Origin of the sequence: Janthinobacterium pasteuri, assembly GCF_051380775.1 — a bacterium.
GTDB lineage: Bacteria > Pseudomonadota > Gammaproteobacteria > Burkholderiales > Burkholderiaceae_D > Janthinobacterium.
In genome coordinates, this window is the sequence record NZ_JBNYXS010000007.1 from 1 (window position 1) to 18,550 (window position 18,550).

At 60.7% G+C, this 18,550-nt stretch carries 15 protein-coding genes and 1 tRNA gene; 12 read left to right on the forward strand and 4 right to left on the reverse strand.

Annotated elements, in window-relative coordinates; translation table 11 throughout:
- Window positions 1-230: 230 nt before the first annotated feature.
- Window positions 231-1,325 (forward strand): chorismate synthase, encoded by a 1,095-nt coding sequence (aroC, locus tag ACQ4WN_RS09155; protein WP_436551245.1) that lies wholly within the window; start codon window positions 231-233, stop codon window positions 1,323-1,325.
- 74 nt (window positions 1,326-1,399) lie between these two features.
- Here aroC and ACQ4WN_RS09160 read toward each other — a convergent pair whose 3' ends face one another.
- Together ACQ4WN_RS09160 and ACQ4WN_RS09165 are read right to left on the reverse strand one after the other, a co-directional pair.
- Window positions 1,400-2,896, reverse strand: a complete 1,497-nt coding sequence (locus tag ACQ4WN_RS09160; protein WP_436551246.1) for an HDOD domain-containing protein — start codon at window positions 2,894-2,896, stop codon at window positions 1,400-1,402.
- Window positions 2,893-4,632: a putative bifunctional diguanylate cyclase/phosphodiesterase gene (locus ACQ4WN_RS09165; protein ID WP_436551247.1), complete on the reverse strand. Its 1,740-nt coding sequence runs from the start codon at window positions 4,630-4,632 to the stop codon at window positions 2,893-2,895. Before ACQ4WN_RS09165 ends, ACQ4WN_RS09160 begins: the two co-directional genes overlap by 4 nt.
- Before the next feature lie 395 nt (window positions 4,633-5,027).
- Between ACQ4WN_RS09165 and ACQ4WN_RS09170 the strand changes: the two genes are divergently transcribed.
- From ACQ4WN_RS09170 to ACQ4WN_RS09185, 4 genes are all read left to right on the forward strand, one after another.
- Entirely contained in the window at window positions 5,028-6,710 is a 1,683-nt protein-coding gene (locus ACQ4WN_RS09170; protein WP_436551248.1) for an isovaleryl-CoA dehydrogenase, read from the forward strand.
- Between the two features lie 146 nt (window positions 6,711-6,856).
- Window positions 6,857-7,507 (forward strand): uracil phosphoribosyltransferase, encoded by a 651-nt coding sequence (gene upp, locus ACQ4WN_RS09175; RefSeq protein WP_436551249.1) that lies wholly within the window; start codon window positions 6,857-6,859, stop codon window positions 7,505-7,507.
- Window positions 7,508-7,529: 22 nt separating this feature from the next.
- Entirely contained in the window at window positions 7,530-7,892 is a 363-nt protein-coding gene (locus tag ACQ4WN_RS09180; RefSeq protein ID WP_436551250.1) for an Hpt domain-containing protein, read from the forward strand.
- A gap of 299 nt (window positions 7,893-8,191) precedes the next feature.
- Window positions 8,192-8,395, forward strand: a complete 204-nt coding sequence (locus ACQ4WN_RS09185; protein ID WP_010398811.1) for a cold-shock protein — start codon at window positions 8,192-8,194, stop codon at window positions 8,393-8,395.
- A 163-nt stretch (window positions 8,396-8,558) separates the two neighbouring features.
- Here the strand turns inward: ACQ4WN_RS09185 and ACQ4WN_RS09190 are convergent, their stop codons facing one another.
- Window positions 8,559-9,470, reverse strand: a complete 912-nt coding sequence (locus ACQ4WN_RS09190) for a LysR family transcriptional regulator (RefSeq protein ID WP_436551251.1) — start codon at window positions 9,468-9,470, stop codon at window positions 8,559-8,561.
- 216 nt (window positions 9,471-9,686) lie between these two features.
- Between ACQ4WN_RS09190 and aceB the strand changes: the two genes are divergently transcribed.
- Complete coding sequence (gene aceB, locus ACQ4WN_RS09195) at window positions 9,687-11,285, forward strand: malate synthase A (protein WP_436551252.1); 1,599 nt, start codon at window positions 9,687-9,689, stop codon at window positions 11,283-11,285.
- A gap of 81 nt (window positions 11,286-11,366) precedes the next feature.
- Here aceB and gloB read toward each other — a convergent pair whose 3' ends face one another.
- Window positions 11,367-12,176, reverse strand: coding sequence for a hydroxyacylglutathione hydrolase (gloB, locus tag ACQ4WN_RS09200; RefSeq protein WP_436551253.1), 810 nt, complete (start codon window positions 12,174-12,176; stop codon window positions 11,367-11,369).
- A gap of 19 nt (window positions 12,177-12,195) precedes the next feature.
- On the opposite strand from gloB, the gene ACQ4WN_RS09205 reads away from it, so the two are divergent.
- From ACQ4WN_RS09205 to ACQ4WN_RS09230, 6 genes are all read left to right on the forward strand, one after another.
- Complete coding sequence (locus tag ACQ4WN_RS09205; protein WP_436551254.1) at window positions 12,196-12,972, forward strand: class I SAM-dependent methyltransferase; 777 nt, start codon at window positions 12,196-12,198, stop codon at window positions 12,970-12,972.
- Window positions 12,965-13,402, forward strand: coding sequence for a ribonuclease HI (gene rnhA / locus ACQ4WN_RS09210; protein ID WP_436551255.1), 438 nt, complete (start codon window positions 12,965-12,967; stop codon window positions 13,400-13,402). The genes ACQ4WN_RS09205 and rnhA overlap by 8 nt, the downstream gene beginning before the upstream one ends.
- A gap of 215 nt (window positions 13,403-13,617) precedes the next feature.
- A complete protein-coding gene (gene dnaQ, locus ACQ4WN_RS09215) occupies window positions 13,618-14,334 on the forward strand; it encodes a DNA polymerase III subunit epsilon (RefSeq protein WP_436551256.1) in 717 nt (238 codons plus the stop codon).
- A gap of 82 nt (window positions 14,335-14,416) precedes the next feature.
- Window positions 14,417-14,491 (forward strand) — tRNA-Val (locus tag ACQ4WN_RS09220).
- Between the two features lie 125 nt (window positions 14,492-14,616).
- Window positions 14,617-15,951, forward strand: a complete 1,335-nt coding sequence (locus ACQ4WN_RS09225) for a site-specific integrase (RefSeq protein WP_436551257.1) — start codon at window positions 14,617-14,619, stop codon at window positions 15,949-15,951.
- Window positions 15,952-16,151: 200 nt separating this feature from the next.
- The gene (locus tag ACQ4WN_RS09230) at window positions 16,152-17,972 is read left to right on the forward strand and encodes a DUF7380 domain-containing protein (protein WP_436551258.1); all 1,821 of its coding nucleotides are present in this window, start codon (window positions 16,152-16,154) and stop codon (window positions 17,970-17,972) included.
- The last annotated feature ends 578 nt before the right edge of the window (window positions 17,973-18,550 follow it).

An 18,550-nucleotide genomic window follows, 5' to 3' on the forward strand; every position in this document is an offset into this window, starting at 1 on the left:
TGAAGGTTTTCCACTGGGCTGGCTGCATGGAAGACTCCCGTTTGTCTGCTATGTACCGTCAGACAGCAGGGCCCCAGGAAAATTCTCGGAATTCCCCTACTTATCGGGGACAGAGCCTTTTAAAATGGCGAGATGGGTGGGCGAATATCGGGCCTTGCTGCGGCATTAGCGGCATGGCATGGCCCGCAGGCTGGTAGAATTGAGTTTTCCAGTCTTTCACACTTCCTACTATGTCCGGCAATTCTTTTGGCAAACTGTTTACTGTTACCACTTTCGGCGAATCGCATGGCCCGGCCATCGGCTGCGTGATCGATGGCTGTCCGCCGGGCTTGGTCCTGTCGGAAGCCGATATCCAGCCCGAGCTGGACCGCCGCAAGCCGGGCACGTCGCGCCACGTGACGCAGCGTCAGGAATCGGATACGGTGGAAATTCTCTCGGGCGTGTACCAGGGCGTGACGACGGGTACGCCCATCGCGTTGCTGATCCGCAATGAAGACCAGCGCAGCAAGGACTACGGCAATATCGCGGAAAGCTTCCGCCCCGGCCACGCCGACTACACCTACTGGCATAAATATGGCGTGCGCGACCCGCGCGGCGGCGGGCGTTCCTCGGCGCGCCTGACGGCGCCCGTGGTGGGCGCGGCGGCCATCGCCAAGAAGTGGCTGCAGCAGCAGTACGGCACCACCTTCAAGGGTTGCATGAGCCAGCTGGGCGACATTCCCGTGCCATTCCAGTCCTGGGAACACGTGCATGCGAACCCGTTCTTTGCCGCCAGCGGCGACGCGGACCTGATCGCGCGCATGGAAGAGGCCATGGACCAATTGCGCCGCGACGGCGACTCCATCGGTGCGCGCATCGACGTGATTGCGCAAAACGTGCCGGTGGGACTGGGCCAGCCCATCTACGACAAACTCGACGCCGATATCGCCTACGCCATGATGGGCATCAATGCCGTCAAGGGTGTGGAAATCGGCGCCGGCTTCGACTCCGTGGCGCAAAAGGGTTCCGAGCACGGCGATGAGCTGACGCCGGAAGGTTTTATTGGCAATAACGCGGGCGGCGTGCTCGGTGGTATCTCGACAGGACAGGATGTCAAAGTATCGATCGCCATCAAGCCAACCTCGTCGATCCGCACGCCGCGCCGCTCGATCGATAAAGAGGGCAATCCCGTGATGGTGGAAACCTTCGGCCGCCACGACCCCTGTGTGGGCATCCGCGCCACGCCGATCGCCGAAGCCATGCTGGCGCTGGTGCTGATCGACCACGCCCTGATGCACCGCGCGCAGTGCGGCGATGTCAGCGTGAGTACGCCGAAGTTGAAGTAATTGACCCGAGAGGCAAGATCTGGGGTCGGACCTTGAAGGTCCGACCCCGGCATTTTCGCCGTTGGGTTGTCATTTCAGGCCACTTTATTAGCCACCAGCTCCAGCTGGTGCCGCATCTCCACCGACTGCACCAATAACGCCCGGATATCGTTGATCAGGTTGAATTCCGTCTGGTTTAATTGAATCGGCGGGAAGCTGTCGTCCCAGTCACCGTACAAGAATCCCGTGGGGTGGCCGTTGGCTGACAGGGGCAGCACGACGAAGCTGCGCGCTTCCGACAGGGTGGATTTCCACCATTGCGGCAGTTTGGCGGCAAATTTCGGGTCGCGCGCATTGTCGATGAAGATTACGCGGTCGCTATTGAGGGCTGCGTGGAACACGTTCGGCTCATACTCGTCGCCAAACACCATCAGGTCCTGCAGGTCGGCCATGCCTTCGCCCATGCTGATGCGGGCCGAGTAAAAATGATCCCTGTGGTTGCGCACGAACGCCACCGAGCGCGAAAAATCAAAGCCCTGGTGCAGCGTTTCGAGCGCCATCGAGACCATCTGGCCCGGACTGGCGTTGCCGATGGCGCCGCGCAGGTCGGCCAGGCCGCTGATCAGGACGCGATTACCCTCGGCCCGCATGCGCGTCGAGGCCAGCTGGCGCGCGCGCCGTTCGGCCGGTTTCGACAGGGGCGCGATCGACAGGTCGGCCGCCGCCATCGCCTTGGCCTTGTCTACCGCCACCACCAGGTCGGTGGCCGTGATGCCCAGGGTACCCGCATAGTCGTCGATCAGTGCATGCACCTGCGCCGCACCGGCCGCATCGTCATGCCACAGCGAGTCGGCGCAGCGCGCCGCCATGGTCGACAGGCCCGCCATCCAGTCGGCGCCGCTGACGGGCGCGTTGTCGGGCGACGGGGCCATCGGACGCATGCCGTTGATCAGGTGCTGCGGCAAGCCCCAGTGGGCGGCCGTGGCATAGCCCACTTCCGGCAGCGACAGGCCGAGGATTTCGCGCGCGGCGGCCGCCTCGTTGCCCGGACCCGCATGCGCCTGCATGCGCGCCCAGAAGTCCGTCATGTAGAACGTGACCATCATGCGGCCCAGGGTGTGCAGCATGGAGCAGACAACGGCTTGTTCCGCCTGCAGGCTGCCGGCGCTGGTGGCCACCTGCTGCGCCACCATCCCGGCCAGCACGGCCTTTTCCATTTCCACGTGGGCGCTGACGGAGTCGGGCGACGCCTGCGACAGCTCCTCGATCAGTTTCAGTCCCAGCGCCAGATGGCCTATGGCGTCGATGCCCAGCACCAGCACGGCCTTCGAGACCGTATTGACTCTCTGGCCGAAGGCCGAGTACATGCCGCTGTTGGCCAGCCTGAGCACCTTGTGCATGAGGACAGGATCGGACAGCACCGTTTGCGTGATGTCGAATTCGTGGTCATCCTCACCACGCATGGCGCCCAGGATGGCGCTGATGGCTTTCGCGAAGCCGGGCATGTCGCCCTGCAGGCGCGTGCGCGCCCACAGCAGGTCCAGGGTGTTTTTGCCGAGCTGTGTCGGCACCGTGAAATGACCTGGATTCATTGCACCCCTCCGCGCTGTTCATTGGCAGACGGCGTGGGCACCAGCGCCGCATAGGTTTTTTCGCTCAAGGCCGATAGTGCGGCATGGGCCGGCATCGGCTTGCCCGTCAAATAGCCTTGCACATACTGGCACCCGCGCGACTCCATGAAGTGCATCTGCTCCTCCGTTTCCACGCCTTCGGCCACCACGGACAAATTCAAGTGCTTGGCCAGGTCGAGAATGGTGTTGCAGATGGCCGCATCCTTGCTCGATTCGGGCAAGTCCTTGATGAAGGTGCGGTCGATCTTCAGTACGGAAATGGGGAAGCGCTTCAGATACGCCAGCGAGGAATAGCCGGTGCCGAAATCGTCGATGGCAATGCGCGCGCGGCGCTCCGTCATCTTGACGAGGATAGTTTCCGCATGCACGGGGTCGATCATCAGGGTGCCTTCCGTAATTTCCAGCACCAGGTGTTCGCCGGAGAGTCCCGAAAACGCGATGGCGTCATCGAGCACGTCGAGGAATTTGTCGTTGCGGAATTGGCGCGGGCTGATGTTGACGGAGATATACAGCGGCCGCTTGGCCACTTCCTGGAACTGCTTGAGCTGCACGCAGGCTGCCTTCAGTGCCCAGGCGCCCAGCAGGTTGATCAGGCCATTGGCTTCGGCGATCGGGATGAAGCGCACGGGCGGCACCAGGCCCAGGGTCGGGTGTTTCCAGCGCATCAGGGTTTCGAAACCCTGGATTTGCCGCGTGTGCGCATCGACGATGGGCTGGTAGAAGAGCAGGAATTCGCCTTCGCGCACGGCGTGGAACATGGCCGCTTCCAGCGAGATATCGTGTTCCGACGGGCCATTCAGGCGCGGGCTGTAGACCAGGCAGCGGGCCTTGCCCGTTTCCTTGGCGCGCGACATGGCCGCATCGGCCAGCGCCACCAGGCGTACTTCATCTTCCGCGTGCAGCGGATAGATCGATACACCCACGGACGCCCCCACGTAGATCGTGTGGCCGTCGACTTCGAACGGCGCCTGCAGGGTAGCCAGCAGGCGGCCCGTTACCAGCTTGATTTGCGCATCGGTGGCGCTGCCGGGCAGCACGGCGACGAATTCATCGCCGCCCACGCGCGCCAGGGTGTCGCTGTCGCGCAGGGTCTTGCGCAGGCGCGCGGCGGCCAGGCGCAGTACGGCGTCGCCGACGGGGTGGCCCAGGCCATCATTGACCTTTTTAAAGCCATCGAGACCGATGGTGGCCACGGAAAAACCCTGACCCGAACGCGCCGCCTGGGCGATGACCATGCGGATGCGGTCCGACAGCAGCAGGCGGTTCGGCAACCCGGTCAGCGCATCGTGGTTGGCCATGTGGCGCAAGCGTTCTTCCGTGTTGTGCTGGGCCGAGGTGTCGCGCCCGACTACCAGTAACTCGGTGATGCCGTCTGCGTTCATATAAGAAGACAGGCGCAGTTCGAACCAGATCTCCTGGTCTGGCGTTTGCAGGCGCACTTCCAGGCGGCCCGGCTCGGCCAGGGAGTCTTCCAGCGCCGCCTGCAGCGCCGCGCGCGACGCTTCGGTGGCAAGCGGCAGCAGCAAGTGGCCGGCCAGGCCCGATGGCGCGCCGAACAGGGCGGCTGCGCGCTTGCTGGCGAACAAGATCAGGCCGTCCGTATCGAGCCGGAACACGACGTCGCCTGCCTCTTCCATGAGGTTGTCCAACTCGTGGCGTGCCTCGCGATGGGCGGCGGATGGGGTACTGGAAAACATCGTGCTGGCTTTTACCTTTTTGTTATCAGTGCCGGCGCCCGCTGCAGGGCAGGGCGCCAACGGAAAGATTGCATCGTGCGCTATGCGCGCCATATCAGCCAGAGGGCGACTATCGGAACGCGATCCACACGAAATGTATCATTGAAAAGCATTCAAATACATGAAATAGAGCAACATTGCTTCAGGTTTTGTAAATATTCCTGCCTTCCATGAAAAAAATCATGCTGCGCGACACGCGTGGGAATTTTCGTGCCCCGTGGAAACTTTCTGCCGCACCGGCTTCCGCAAGCGCGCTTGCCCTGCCATGCGCTTTGCGCTAGTCTGGCTGGCAGACGGTGTTGACGGTGCGCCAGCGACGGCAAGGGCGCCATGATAACAAATCGCAGGAGACCTCCATGAATGCCTTTGACACGCATGAAGTTTTTAACCAGGCCACGCCTTTTGAAAACGTCAACCTGTTCGCCTGCGATCCGGCGCTGATCGAAGCGCTGCTGCGCGAGGGCGGCGGCGCCGCGCTGCAGGAGCTCGACGCGCTGGGTGAAAAGCTGGGCCGCGCCGAGACCTACACGCTGGCGCGCCTGGCCAATATCCACACGCCCGAACTGCAGCAGTTCGACCGGGCCGGGCGCCGCATCGACGAAGTGCTGTTCCATCCGGCCTGGCATGAACTGATGGCCATCCTCGTCGGCGCCGGTGCGCACGCTTCGCCCTGGGCGTCGCCCGGTCCTGGCGCCCAGGTGGCGCGCGCGGCGGCCTATCTATTAGTAGGGCAGGTGGAAAACGGCACGCAGTGTCCCGTGACGATGACGTATGCCTCGGTGCCGGCCTTGCGCCAGGCGCTTGATCTGCCGCACATCGCCGCCCGCTGGCTGCCGAAAATCCTGTCGCGTGAATACGATCCACGTTCCTTGCCCGTGGAACAGAAGCGCGGCGCCCTGGTCGGCATGGGCATGACGGAAAAGCAGGGCGGTTCCGACGTGCGCAGCAACACCACGCGCGCGGTGCCCGTGCCGCCGGATGAGGCGCAGGCCCTGTTCGGCGACGAGGCGGGCGGCGCCTGGCGCATCGTCGGTCACAAATGGTTTTTTTCGGCGCCGCAATGCGATGCCCACCTGATTTTGGCGCAGGCGCAGGAGGGCGGATTGTCGTGCTTCTTCCTGCCCCGCTACCTGCCCGACGGCAGCCGCAATGCCATCCGCGTGCAGCGCCTGAAAGATAAACTGGGCAACCGCTCGAATGCCTCGTCGGAAGTGGAATTTACCAACGCCTACGGCTGGCTGGTGGGGCAGCCGGGGCGGGGCATTCCCACCATCCTGGAAATGGCCAGCCATACCCGCCTCGATTGCGTGCTGGGCAGCACCGGCATCATGCGCGCCGCCCTGACGCAGGCACTGCACCATGCGCGCCAGCGGGCCGTGTTCGGCAAGCCGCTGGCCGAGCAGCCCCTGATGCAAAACGTGCTGGCCGACCTGGCGCTGGAATCGGAAGCCGCCACCGCGTTTGCGCTGCGCCTGGCCCGCTGTTTCGATGCAAAGGACGATCCGCAGCAAGCGATGCTGGCGCGCGTGCTCACGCCGGCCGGCAAGTACTGGATTTGCAAGCGCGGTCCCGGTTTTGGCGCGGAAGCCATGGAGGTGCTGGGCGGCACCGGTTATGTGGAAGATGCGCCGCTGGCGCGCCTGTACCGCGAGCTGCCCGTCAACTCGATATGGGAAGGCTCGGGCAACGTCATGTGCCTCGACGTCTTGCGCGCCTTCGGCAAGTCGCCGGCCGCGCGCGACGCCCTGGCGGCCGAGCTGGCGCTGGCCGGCGATGCTGACGCTGCCTTTGCCGAATACCGGTCGCGCCTGCTGACCGCGCTGGAAGGGCCGCAGACGGATGAATTCGGCGCCAGGCAATTATCCGAGCGCATCGTGCTGGCCGTGCAGGCGGGATTGCTGCTGCGCCATGCACCGCCCTTCATCGCGCAGGCATTCCTGCAGTCGCGGCTGCTGCAAGCGCCGGGCGGTGCGTATGGCCGCTTGCCGGCGGGCACCGATTGCGCGGCCATCCTGACGCGCGCACTGCGCGAGTATTGAGCCCTATAAATCCGATTATTTCGAAAATTCCGGCCACAGGGGGGCTGTGGGCTGGGATAATGCGGCTATCCATCATTTTATCGACACACAGCGCGCCTGCGGCCCAGACTTGCCGCCGCGCCAGAGAGCAGAGAAAGAAAAACAATATGAAACAAGATCCACGTTTCCCGAATTTGTTCATTACCGATCACCCTTTGATCCAGCACAAGCTGAGCCACATGCGCGAGCACGATACGTCGACGCGCACCTTCCGCGAATTGCTCAAGGAAATCACCTTGCTGATGGGCTATGAAATCACGCGCGACCTGCCACTGACCACGCGCCAGATCACGACTCCGCTGGTGACTATCGACGCGCCCGTCATTGCCGGCAAGAAACTGGCCATCGTCCCCATCCTGCGCGCCGGCATCGGCATGAGCGATGGCTTGCTGAACCTGGTGCCATCGGCGCGCGTGGGCCACATCGGCGTGTACCGCGATCCCGCCACCCACATGCCGGTGGAATACCTGGTGCGCTTGCCGGACTTGAACGAACGCACCTTCATCCTGTGTGACCCGATGGTAGCGACCGGTAATTCGGCCGTGTATGCCGTCGACGTGCTGAAGAAGCGGGGCGTGACGGATGAGCAGATCATCTTCCTGGCGCTGGTGGCCGCACCGGAAGGCGTGACCGTGTTCCAGAACGCGCACCCGAACGTCAAGATGTTCTGCGCTTCGCTCGATTCGCACCTGGACGACCACGCTTACATCGTGCCGGGCCTCGGTGATGCCGGCGACCGCATCTTCGGCACCAAGTAAGCGTAGTCAGGCGAGTATTGCAATGGCAACTTTGATCGACCCGGATTTTCGCGCGCGTTTGCGCGCCCTGAACGAAAAATATGCGGCTGGCGTGCCAGCCCTGATGCAAACGATCACGCAGGCAAGCGGCCGCTGCGACAGCGAAGGCCCCCGTTTGGAACCGTTGACGGAACTGCACCGCGCGCTGCACGCAGTAGCCGGCTCGGCTGCCACCTTCGGTTTCGCTGCGCTGGGGCAGGAATGTCGGCGCATCGAACAGCAGGTGCGTGCCATGCTCAATGCGCCGGCGCAGGCGGTGGCAGAATGGCCCGCCGTGCGCGCGCAAGTGGAGGCGCTGCTGCATTGGGCCGCACGCGATGCGGGCGCCACCCATTTCAGCGCGTGAGTCACAAGCGCCATAGGGATGTGGTTACAATGATTCATTTGATGCAACGCAAAGCACTCGCGTCGCAGATTAGGATATAGTGTCTCCAAGCCGCTGGTACAGGGCGCCGCAAGACGGGGATTTGGCTATTAAAGTAGTGTTCGCAAGTTTATTTTGCGAAAGAATGGTTTTTCTCAGTTTTGTTGGTATAATTGGGCATCGTTGGATTCGAGGTAGTAGTGCAGTTTGTCTGTCATTTCTTTCTTGCTTCAAACGATATAACGGGCGCAAGCCCAACTTAACTGAAATAGGAAATTGTAATGGCAACTGGCATCGTAAAATGGTTCAATGATTCGAAGGGTTTCGGCTTTATTACCCCTGACGAAGGCGGCGAAGATCTGTTCGCTCACTTCTCGGCTATCCAGTCGAACGGCTTCAAGTCCCTGCAAGAGAACCAACGCGTTTCTTTTGAAGTGACCGCTGGCCCTAAAGGCAAGCAAGCTTCGAACATTCAGCCAATCTAATACGCTGGATCAAACGAAATAAAGAAATCCTCGGTCTCCGAGGATTTTTTTTCGCCTGAATTTCGGTAAAGTATGGGGTTTGACTGCCTTATGCGTGTGGTTTATAGCTTGCATGGCCCTTGTTCTGGGCGCTTTGAGTCAGCGTAGGTCTGATTGGGCGCCCTCAGATAGCGCGTTCGCGCCAGTAGTCGGGTTGCGAATAGCTGTGGCGCAAAAAATCCACGAACGCCCGTATGCGCAGCGGCAAATGGCGGCGCTGGGCAAACACGGCATAAATATCGTTGCCCGGCGCGGCAAACTGGTCCAGCACCGTCACCAGCTGGCCCGAGGCGATCTCGGCGCCCACTTCCCACATCGAGCGCCACGCCAGTCCCTTGCCGGCCAGCGCCCAGTCGTGCAGCACTTCGCCATCGTTGCACACCATATTGCCTGCCACCTTTAAAATCACATTCTTGCCGTTTTCGCGGAAGGTCCAGCCACGCTGGCTGCCTTCGCTGCTGATCGCCAGGCAATTATGTTTCGCCAGGTCGGCCGGGATGCGCGGTGTGCCTGCCCGTTTCAGGTAGGCGGGCGAGCCGACCAGCACGCGCTGGTTGTCGGCCAGCTTGGTGCTCACCAGCGAGGAATCGGACAGGCTGGCGATGCGGATGGCCACGTCGATACCTTCACCGATCAGGTCGACCAGGCGGTCGTTCAGGTTCAGCGACACCGTCACGTCGCGGTGCTCGGCGACAAACGAGGGAATCAGGGGCGCCACGTGCTGACGCCCGAAGCCGGCCGGCGCGGAAATGAGCAAATGGCCGCTGGCCTTTACGCTGCGCTCGGCCACGGCCGCTTCCGCCTCTTCCAGCTCTGCCAGGATGCGCTGGCAATCTTCCAGGAAGGCGGCGCCTTCGTTCGTCAGCGCCAGCTTGCGCGTCGTGCGCTGGAGTAATTTGACGCCCAGGCGCTGCTCCAGCGCATCGAGGCGCCGGCCGATCATGGCCGGTGCAATGCCTTCCGCGCGCGCGGCGGCCGACAGGCTGCCCTTGGCCACCACTTCCACGAACGTTGATATTTGTCTGAACTGCCCCATGCCGTGCTCCCGCGATGCTATCACTTGTGACAAAAACGCATAGATGAAGTGATTTTTAATCTCGTTTCCATGCCTTATAGTGCAATACTATAGAACAAACGCGCCGCCTGGCAGAGTGTTTTTGCGCCTCTGTCCCGCTTGTCAGCGCAATCGTTCAGCTTATACTTGGATCGCCAGATTACCTTTGCTTATATTTACTAAAAACCGGAGAACTTCATGACGCAGAATACGATCGCACTTCCCGAAGGCATGCAAATCACGGGTGAAATCCAGCCCGGCTATGAACAGATCCTCACGCCGGCGGCGCTGGCGCTGGTGGCCAAGCTGACGCGCGCCTTCGAGCCGCGCCGCCAGCAATTGCTGGCCGTGCGCGTGGAACGCGCCAAGCGCCTCGACGCCGGTGAGCGTCCTGATTTCCTGCCAGAAACCGCGCACATCCGCGACGGCGACTGGAAGATCGCGCCGATTCCGAAGGCGCTCGAATGCCGCCGCGTGGAAATCACCGGTCCCGTCGAGCGCAAGATGGTCATCAATGCGTTCAATTCCGGCGCGGACAGCTATATGACGGACTTCGAGGATTCGAACACGCCGAACTGGGATAACCAGTTGACGGGCCAGATCAATATGTTCGATGCCGTGCGCAAGACGATTTCGCTGGAGCAAAATGGCAAGTCGTACAAGCTGAACGACAAGATCGCTACCCTGGTTGTGCGTCCGCGCGGCTGGCACCTCGATGAAAAGCACGTGCTGGTCGACGGCAAGCGCATTTCCGGCGGCATTTTTGATTTCGCCCTGTTCATGTTCCATAACGCCAAGGAACAACTGGCGCGCGGCGCCGGTCCGTATTTCTACCTGCCGAAAATGGAATCGCACCTGGAAGCGCGCCTGTGGAACGATATCTTCGTCATGACGCAAAACGAATTGGGCTTGCCACAAGGCACGATCAAGGCGACTGTCCTGATCGAAACCATTTTGGCAGCGTTTGAAATGGATGAAATCCTCTACGAACTGAAAGAACACAGCTCGGGCCTGAACGCTGGCCGCTGGGATTACATCTTCTCGTGCATCAAGAAATTCAAGCTGGACAAGGATTTCTGCCTGGCCGACCGCGCGAAAGTCACCATGACGGCACCATTCATGCGCGCCTACGCCTTGCTGCTGCTGAAAACCTGCCACAAACGTGGCGCACCGGCCATCGGCGGCATGGCAGCCTTGATCCCGATCAAGAACGATCCTGAAAAGAATGACATCGCCATGGGCGGCGTGCGCAACGACAAGGCCCGCGATGCTACCGACGGCTACGACGGCGGTTGGGTTGCCCATCCGGGCCTGGTGGAACTGGCCATGGGCGAGTTCACCAAAGTGCTGGGTGACAAGCCGAACCAGATCGAGAAACAGCGTCCCGACATCGATGTGAAAGCGTCGGACTTGCTGAATTTCCAGCCGGAAGCGCCGATCACGGAAGCGGGCTTGCGCTACAACATCAACGTGGGTATCCACTACCTGGGCAGCTGGCTGGCCGGCAACGGTTGCGTGCCTATCCATAACCTGATGGAAGACGCGGCCACGGCCGAGATCAGCCGCTCGCAAGTGTGGCAGTGGATTCGTTCCAGCAAAGGCGTGCTGGAAGATGGCCGCAAGGTCACGGCTGACATGGTGCGCACCATGATTCCGGAAGAGCTGGCCAAAGTGCAGCGCGATGCGCCAGGCGGCAACGGGCCGACCTATGTGCGTGCCGGCCAGATCTTCGAGGAAATGTCGACGTCGGAATCGTTCGCTGAGTTCCTGACCTTGCCGCTGTACGAAGAAATCTGATCCTGATCAAGTAACAGCATGAAAAAATCCCGGCGATGCAACAAAGCATCTGCCGGGATTTTTTATTGCGGAAAGATCGACTTAAAAATTATTCTTCCACATCCGCAAGGCCGCGAACGCTTCCACGGGCGAGGCGTCGGCGGCCAGCTTGCCTTCCACCTTCAGGCTGGTCAGAATCTCCGCTTCGCGGTAGCGCAGGAAGGGGTTCGTGGCCTTCTCAACGGCAATGGTCGACGGCACGGTCGATAAACCTTGCTGGCGCTTTTCCGTGTCGATGGCGATGCGTTCCTGCAAGGCCGCATTGCCCGGTTCGACGGCGCTAGCGAAGCGCAGATTGGACAAGGTGTACTCATGCGCGCAAAATACCTCGGTATCGTCGGGCAGGGCGGCCAGCTTGCCCAGCGAGTCGGCCATCTGGCCCGGCGTGCCTTCGAACAGGCGGCCGCAGCCGCCGGCAAACAGGGTGTCGCCGGAAAACAGCCATGGTGCATCGCCTTGCTCCGAGCGCTGGCGCACGTAGGCGATATGCCCCTTGGTATGGCCGGGCACGTCAATGACCGTCATCTGCAAACCCAGCTCTGGCACATAGGCGACATCGCCCTCACCAAGCGGTTGCGTGATAGCTGTGATAGCCTCATTGCGCGGGCCGAAGACGGGCACGGCGAAATGCTGCAACAATTCGGGCACGCCACCCGTGTGGTCGGCGTGGTGGTGCGTGAGTAAAATGGCGGACAAGGTCAGCTGATGGGCTTGCAGCGCATCGAGGATGGCCATGGCATCGCCAGGGTCGACCACGGCGGCGTGGCGGCCGTCATGGATCAGCCACAGGTAGTTGTCGGCAAAGGCGGGCACGGCAAGTACCGATAAAGCGTGTTCAGGGGAATGTGTCATGAGCAAAAGAGAAAACTGAATGGACAGTGTGGCATCCGAAAAATCCATTATAGCGCTTGACGGCTGGCTGCAGACACCGGCCGGTGTGTACGTGCGTGCCTGGGAACAGCAATGCCTCGACAGCCTGACCGTCGACATCTTCGGTTACAACGCCGTGCAGATCGGCTTGCCCCAGCTCGACGCGCTGGCCGCCAGCCGCATGCCGAACAAATGGCTGCTCGATTCGCGCCTGCCGCCACGCCCGCCGCAGGAGCAGCGCCTGACCCTGGTGTCGGCCTTCGACGAGCTGCCGTTCGATTCGCAAAGTCTGGACCTGGTGGTCTTGCCGCACGTACTTGAATTTGCCGCCGAGCCACACCAGGTCTTGCGCGAGGTCGAGCGCGTGCTGATCCCCGAGGGGCGCGTGATCGTCTGCGGCTTCAATCCGGCTAGCCTGTGGGGCATGCGCCAGGGCATCGGAAGAGTCACGGGACGCCATTATCTGCCGCAGGCGGGTGAGCTGATCTCTATGCCGCGCATGAAAGACTGGTTAAAATTGCTGAACATGGGCGTCAGTCAAAGCCACTTCGGCTGTTACGCACCTGCCTGCAGGACAGAAAAATGGCTGCGCCGCAACGCCTTCATGGATAAGGCCGGTGCGCGCTGGTGGCCATATCTGGGCGCAGTGTATATAGTGCAGGCGATCAAGCGTGTCAAAGGGATGCGTTTGATCGGTCCGGCGTGGACCAAAAAACCGGCGACGGCGCCCGCAGGCGCACCGGTCACGAATAAAAGGCGGGAACAGCAAGATGGATAAGGTTGAGATTTACGCCGATGGCGCATGCAAGGGCAATCCCGGTACGGGCGGCTGGGGCGCGCTGATGGTGGCCGATGGCGCCAAGAAAGAAATTTACGGCGGGGAACTCAATACGACGAATAACCGCATGGAGTTGAAGGCCGTGATCGAAGCGTTGACGGCGCTCAAACGTCCCTGCCAGGTAGTGTTATATACCGATAGCCAGTATGTTCAGAAGGGCATCAGCGAATGGATCCACGGCTGGAAGGCGCGCGGCTGGAAAACGGCGGCCAAGGCGCCCGTCAAGAACGTCGACCTGTGGCAAGCCCTCGATACGGCCCAGGCCGTCCATCAAGTGGAATGGCGCTGGGTGCGCGGCCACAATGGCCATCCGGGCAATGAACGGGCTGATGAACTGGCAAACCTGGGCGTGGAAACCGTGCGCGCCTGAGAACCCCCAACCAAACCTATTGTGCGTCGCGCTTTGTGGTTGGCGATGCTCACCACCTCGGCGGCCCCGTACTCAGTACGGTTGCGCTTCTCGACCACAAATCACTGCCGCTCGCTACGGTTTTATTGCGCGTTCGAGAATGCCGTGGTGCGATTGCAGGGCGCAGGTTTGCTATACTGTGCCCTTCGCTTTTTGCTTTTACGACTGAATCTGCCATGCGTCAAATTGTTCTCGATACTGAAACCACCGGCCTGAATCCGCGCACGGGCGACCGCATCCTGGAGATCGGGGCGGTCGAACTGAACAACCGCATGTTGACGGGTAATAATTTTCATCATTACATCAATCCCGAACGCGACTCGGAAGAGGGCGCGCTGGCCGTCCACGGATTGACGACGGAATTCCTCAGCGACAAGCCGAAATTCGCGGAGATCGCGGACGAATTCCGCGCGTTTATCGCCGGCGCCGAATTGATCATCCACAACGCTCCGTTCGATATCGGCTTCCTCAACGCGGAATTCAAGCGCCTGAACCTGCCGCCCGTGCATGAGCAAGTGCATGGCGTGATCGACACCCTGGTGCAGGCGAAGGAAATGCATCCTGGCAAGCGCAACTCTCTCGACGCCCTGTGCGACCGCTACGGCGTCTCGAACGCCCACCGCAAGCTGCACGGCGCGCTGCTCGACTCGGAATTGCTGGCCGACGTCTACTTGGCCATGACACGCGGGCAGAACAGCCTGAGCATGGAAGAAGAAGTGGAAGTGGCTGCCGACGGTGCCGCCCTGGAAATCGTGCCCCTGGCCGAAGTCATCTTCCAGAGCGCCACGGCTGACGAGCTCGCCGCCCACGAAGCCACCATCGCCGGCCTCGACAAGGCCGCCAAAGGCCAGTGCATCTGGACCGCTGTCCTGGCGCCACCAGCGGCCGCCTGAGAAAAAAGCGGAGGCGTGGCAAATTTCCTGTTGCCAGCCCTTGCAGATGCCGCAACACCTATGCGATAATTCGCCTCGCTTCGGGAGGTTAGCTCAGGGGTAGAGCACTGCATTCACACTGCAGGGGTCGCAAGTTCGAAACTTGCACTTCCCACCAAATTTAAGCTTTGAAATCAAGGTCTTGGCGTTCGCCAGCAGGTTTCAGGGCAACGGTAAATGCCGGCTTGATGGTGAAAAATAGGGGAATTCGACAAACGATTCCACCAACGCCAAAGGCCAATCATGGCATCATCCATACCTCGCGGCATCCGGGTCATCGACTGGAAAAACGCCGATAAAACAAAATCCATACGTTACAGAGTGCGCGTTGAGCGCGGCGACTTCGTTGTCGATCGCTCATTCGGGCAAGACGAGCTTGAGCGCGCCAAGATATTTTTGGCCGATACCAAGACGCCGCAAGGCAGGCTTCTGATAGCCCAAGGGCGAGACCGCGCGAGCCTGATGGTTTCCGAGATCGAGCGCCTTGCCGCGGAATTCATCATGGAAGGGCGCTGCACGCTTGGCCATGCCATCGACAGCTATCTGCGCGCCTATGTGGCCCCATTGATAGATTGCGGCGTAGACAAGGTCCAGCAAACAGCAAAGGCCGCCAGGGCGCGCCTGGAAAGCTGCCGCAACATTGAGATCTCCTACATTAAAAGCGGCTTCGTCGTCCCGTCGGGACCTCTTGCGGGCTTGAGGGAGCATGCCAAGGGCTTCGCCAAGCAAAAGATCGGAGATTTCTATATCGACGACCTGACGGAGCAGGAGACAACCGAATACATCGATGTCAGATTGCGGCAGGGCAAGGCGAAGAGCACGGTCAAGCGCGAGATATATGCTCTGCAAGCCGTCGTCAACAAGCTGCGCTTCACGGACAACAAGGCGTGGAAACGCCTCAACGGCCACAATCCCTTTGCAGAAGCAGACAAGGCCAAGGTGAAGGGCGGCGAGCGGCGCCGACGGCGGATCATCTCGCCGGACGAAGAGGAAGCGCTGCTTACGGAGCTGCGCAAATGCCGGAACAAGGAAATGCCGCTCATTTTCGCCGTCGCCATATCCACGGGCATGAGAAGGGCCAAGATCCTTGGCCTGCTATGGTCCCAGATCGATGTCGAGCGCGGAGTCATCAATCTCGATGCTGACCAGACGAAGGCGGACGAGGAGCGCTTGGTGATTTTGCTGCCGGAGGCAGTGGCAGTCTTCAAAGTTATTCCGCGAGTGGACGCACGGGTCTTCCATTACAAGATCGAGGGCTTCAAGACCGTATTCCGCCGAGTGCTTGCGCGGGCGAAGCTTGATGGCATCCACATGCATGACACTCGTCGCTCCTTCATTTCAAGAGTGCTCAAGGACATTACCTCATCGCCCGTGGCGATCGCAGACATGATTGGAGCCCGCAGCGTGGCGAACTTGCAGAAGCGGACCATCGAGCGCATCCGGCAAGGCAATATGATCGATGCTGGCTTCATTCAAACTGAGGAGGAGCTTCGCTCAGTTGTTGGGCACAAAGACGGGCAAACGACTGCGCGCTATGCGAACATGGCCCCGGAGAAGAAGGGCTCCGTAAAGAAATAGGATCGCTTGCCGACGGCGCCAATGTTTTCGTTTACTGTAATGTTGCCTGCTTTTGTAAGTGGCGCCAAGAACTCGGATGAAATGCGCTCCCGCTGTGAATGGAAATGCTGTAGGGCACTGTCGCTGGCTACTGATGATTTTCACCGGCGATTGAATGAATTTTCGAGCATACTGAGGGCAACTTTGGAGACTTGAAAATCATGGAAATTGCCCTCGTCGCATTGCTGTCCACTCGCATTGCAGAAGCGGAAGCCGCCATGGCGGCCTTGAACTTGCGCTTGCTTTCCGGCGAGATGGAGGCGTTGATTCCCGATGTTGGCGCCTTGACCGATGCTGAGCGCCGCGGCTGTCTGGCCGAGATCGTTGGCCATCGCTTCGCCACCACGACATCGGCCGACCGCGGCCCTTGGGACTCGTATTTCTGTCCGCAGTCCTCTGGGATTGATGCCGAAGGCACCGAGCACCACTTTCCTGACGCCAGGCAGATCGACGCCGAGATCGTCGAATACTGGAAGGCTCGCTCGGAGCAGACTCCACATCCCATTCTCCGCTCCCGATACGCCGATCTTGCTTGGGAAATTGGCCGGATTTGGAATCGGGAGCATCCGTCCGAGCCCCAAGTCCAATTGCCGCGCGAGCTGGCGCAGCGCGCCATCGATGCCTATTTGGAGTCTGCGAAGCTGCTGAACCCCGGCGCCCACTTGGAGCTTTTTAAAGCGTGGGAATTCGTGGACAGGGCCCTTGACCTGGCCATCCGGATCAAGGACAAGCCGTTGGCCGAGCGCGCGAAGGCCTTTGCCTTTGACTTCAACCGGGCCAATCGCCGGGCGGGACACGCTGGCCAATGGTGGCTGGTCGACAATTGGGCGTGGGACCGCAAAGGGCTGACGATTTCAGACGCCGAGCGAGAGGAGCTTGTTGGATGGCTCGAAGAATCTTTGGATCTTTGCGCGGACATGGCCAAGCCTCAAAATTTTGATCCACACTTGGCGCTCGATGCGGCCGATCGCATTGCCCGATGGTCGCGCAAGTCCGGCCGGCCGGAGCTTGGCGGCGCCGCGATCAAAAAGGCGGGGAAAGCGTTCGAGTCCATCGCCGGGCAAGCCAATGCATTGACCGCGATTTCCTGGCTCGAAGATGTTGGCGTCCGCTATCGCCAAGAAAACTTGGCGGACGACGTTGCTCGAGTGGACGCAGCCATTGTCTCGCGCGGCAAGGAGGCGCACGAATCGATGAGAATGGCCTCGGCGCCTATCCACATCCCTATGGATGAAATGGAGGCATGGCTCGACGAGCGGACCGCGGGATCGGCAAGGCTGGCTCTCGGGCGCATCGCCATGGATTTAATTTCAACGGAAGATTTGTTGCGCTCGATCGTGGAGGACAATGCCGTCAATGCGCCGTTTTATGCAAGCGTCAAGATCAGCATCATGGACGGCCAAGGCTTCACATCCGCCACCATCGGATCGATCAAGGAGGACATGCCAGGGCGCCTGCTCAGCCTCGCCGCAACCGTCATGGCAGGGAACTCGCCGATGCTGGCCCAGGCTTTGGAGCGCGCGAAGTCGCGCTGGGGCATTGGCGCCGCCGAGTTCACGGCTTTTCTCACCGAGAGCCCATTGTTCCCTCCGCATTCCCATAAGCTGCTGGGAATCGGCATCGAGGCATGGTTTGCCAACGATTTTGTAAAGGCGGTCCATGTTCTTGTGCCCCAGGTCGAGGCGGCGCTGCGGGAAATGCTCAAAGCGCATGGCGAGTCGCCGATGAAGCACAATCCCCGAGAGGGCGGATTTGAAACGCTGGGCATGGGGACCATTCTCATGACTGAGGCATTCCGGACCAAGGTCCGGCCGATGTTTGGCTTGCATTTTCGCGCCTTATACACCAGCCCCAAGGGCATCAATTTGCGCAACAAACTGGCGCACGGCTTGGCCGGGCCGGACGCCTTTGGCTGGGGCATGGCGCATTGGGTGGCGCACAGCCTGTTGGCGATTCGGACGCTCGGGCACTTGGAGGATTGATTCCGTCTCGCATCTGAGCGCCGTCGCCTCCGCAGCATCTCAGGCCTTGGCAACGGCGAAATAGATTGCGAAGAATCAACAAGCTTAGCGCTGCCCCTTGTTAAATTTGACTCCCCTGCGCGCTGGAAGAGGCGGCGCATCCAATTGAACATAGGGGCTGGCGATGGAGAAGAGCTCGGCATGCCATGGGCAAGCGAGCCGGGCGCAGCAACAAATGCGGCTCGTCATTCCCAACGCTGGCAACGAGGCGTCCTCGAAATATCTGGTCTACGATTTTTTCCGGCAAGGGGCAGGGCGGGGAGCCATCCACGCCCGATGCGCTTCCGGACCAGATGGGCGCTTCCGAGCAACCCCCTTAGGGTTGTTTGCCAACATGCCGCATGGATTCAAGTCATTATGCTTATAAAAATGCAATAATATGAAATTGGCCAGTGGCGCGCGGATTGCGAACTTGGTCCGCCAACAGGTGTTTGCCGCACTCGCTCTTGCATTGGGCGATCGGGACTTTCGCCGATCGCCTCCAAGCCTCAGCCAGCGGCGCTGCCAAGGGGCGAAACCTGGCGGCTCCAATCCGGCAT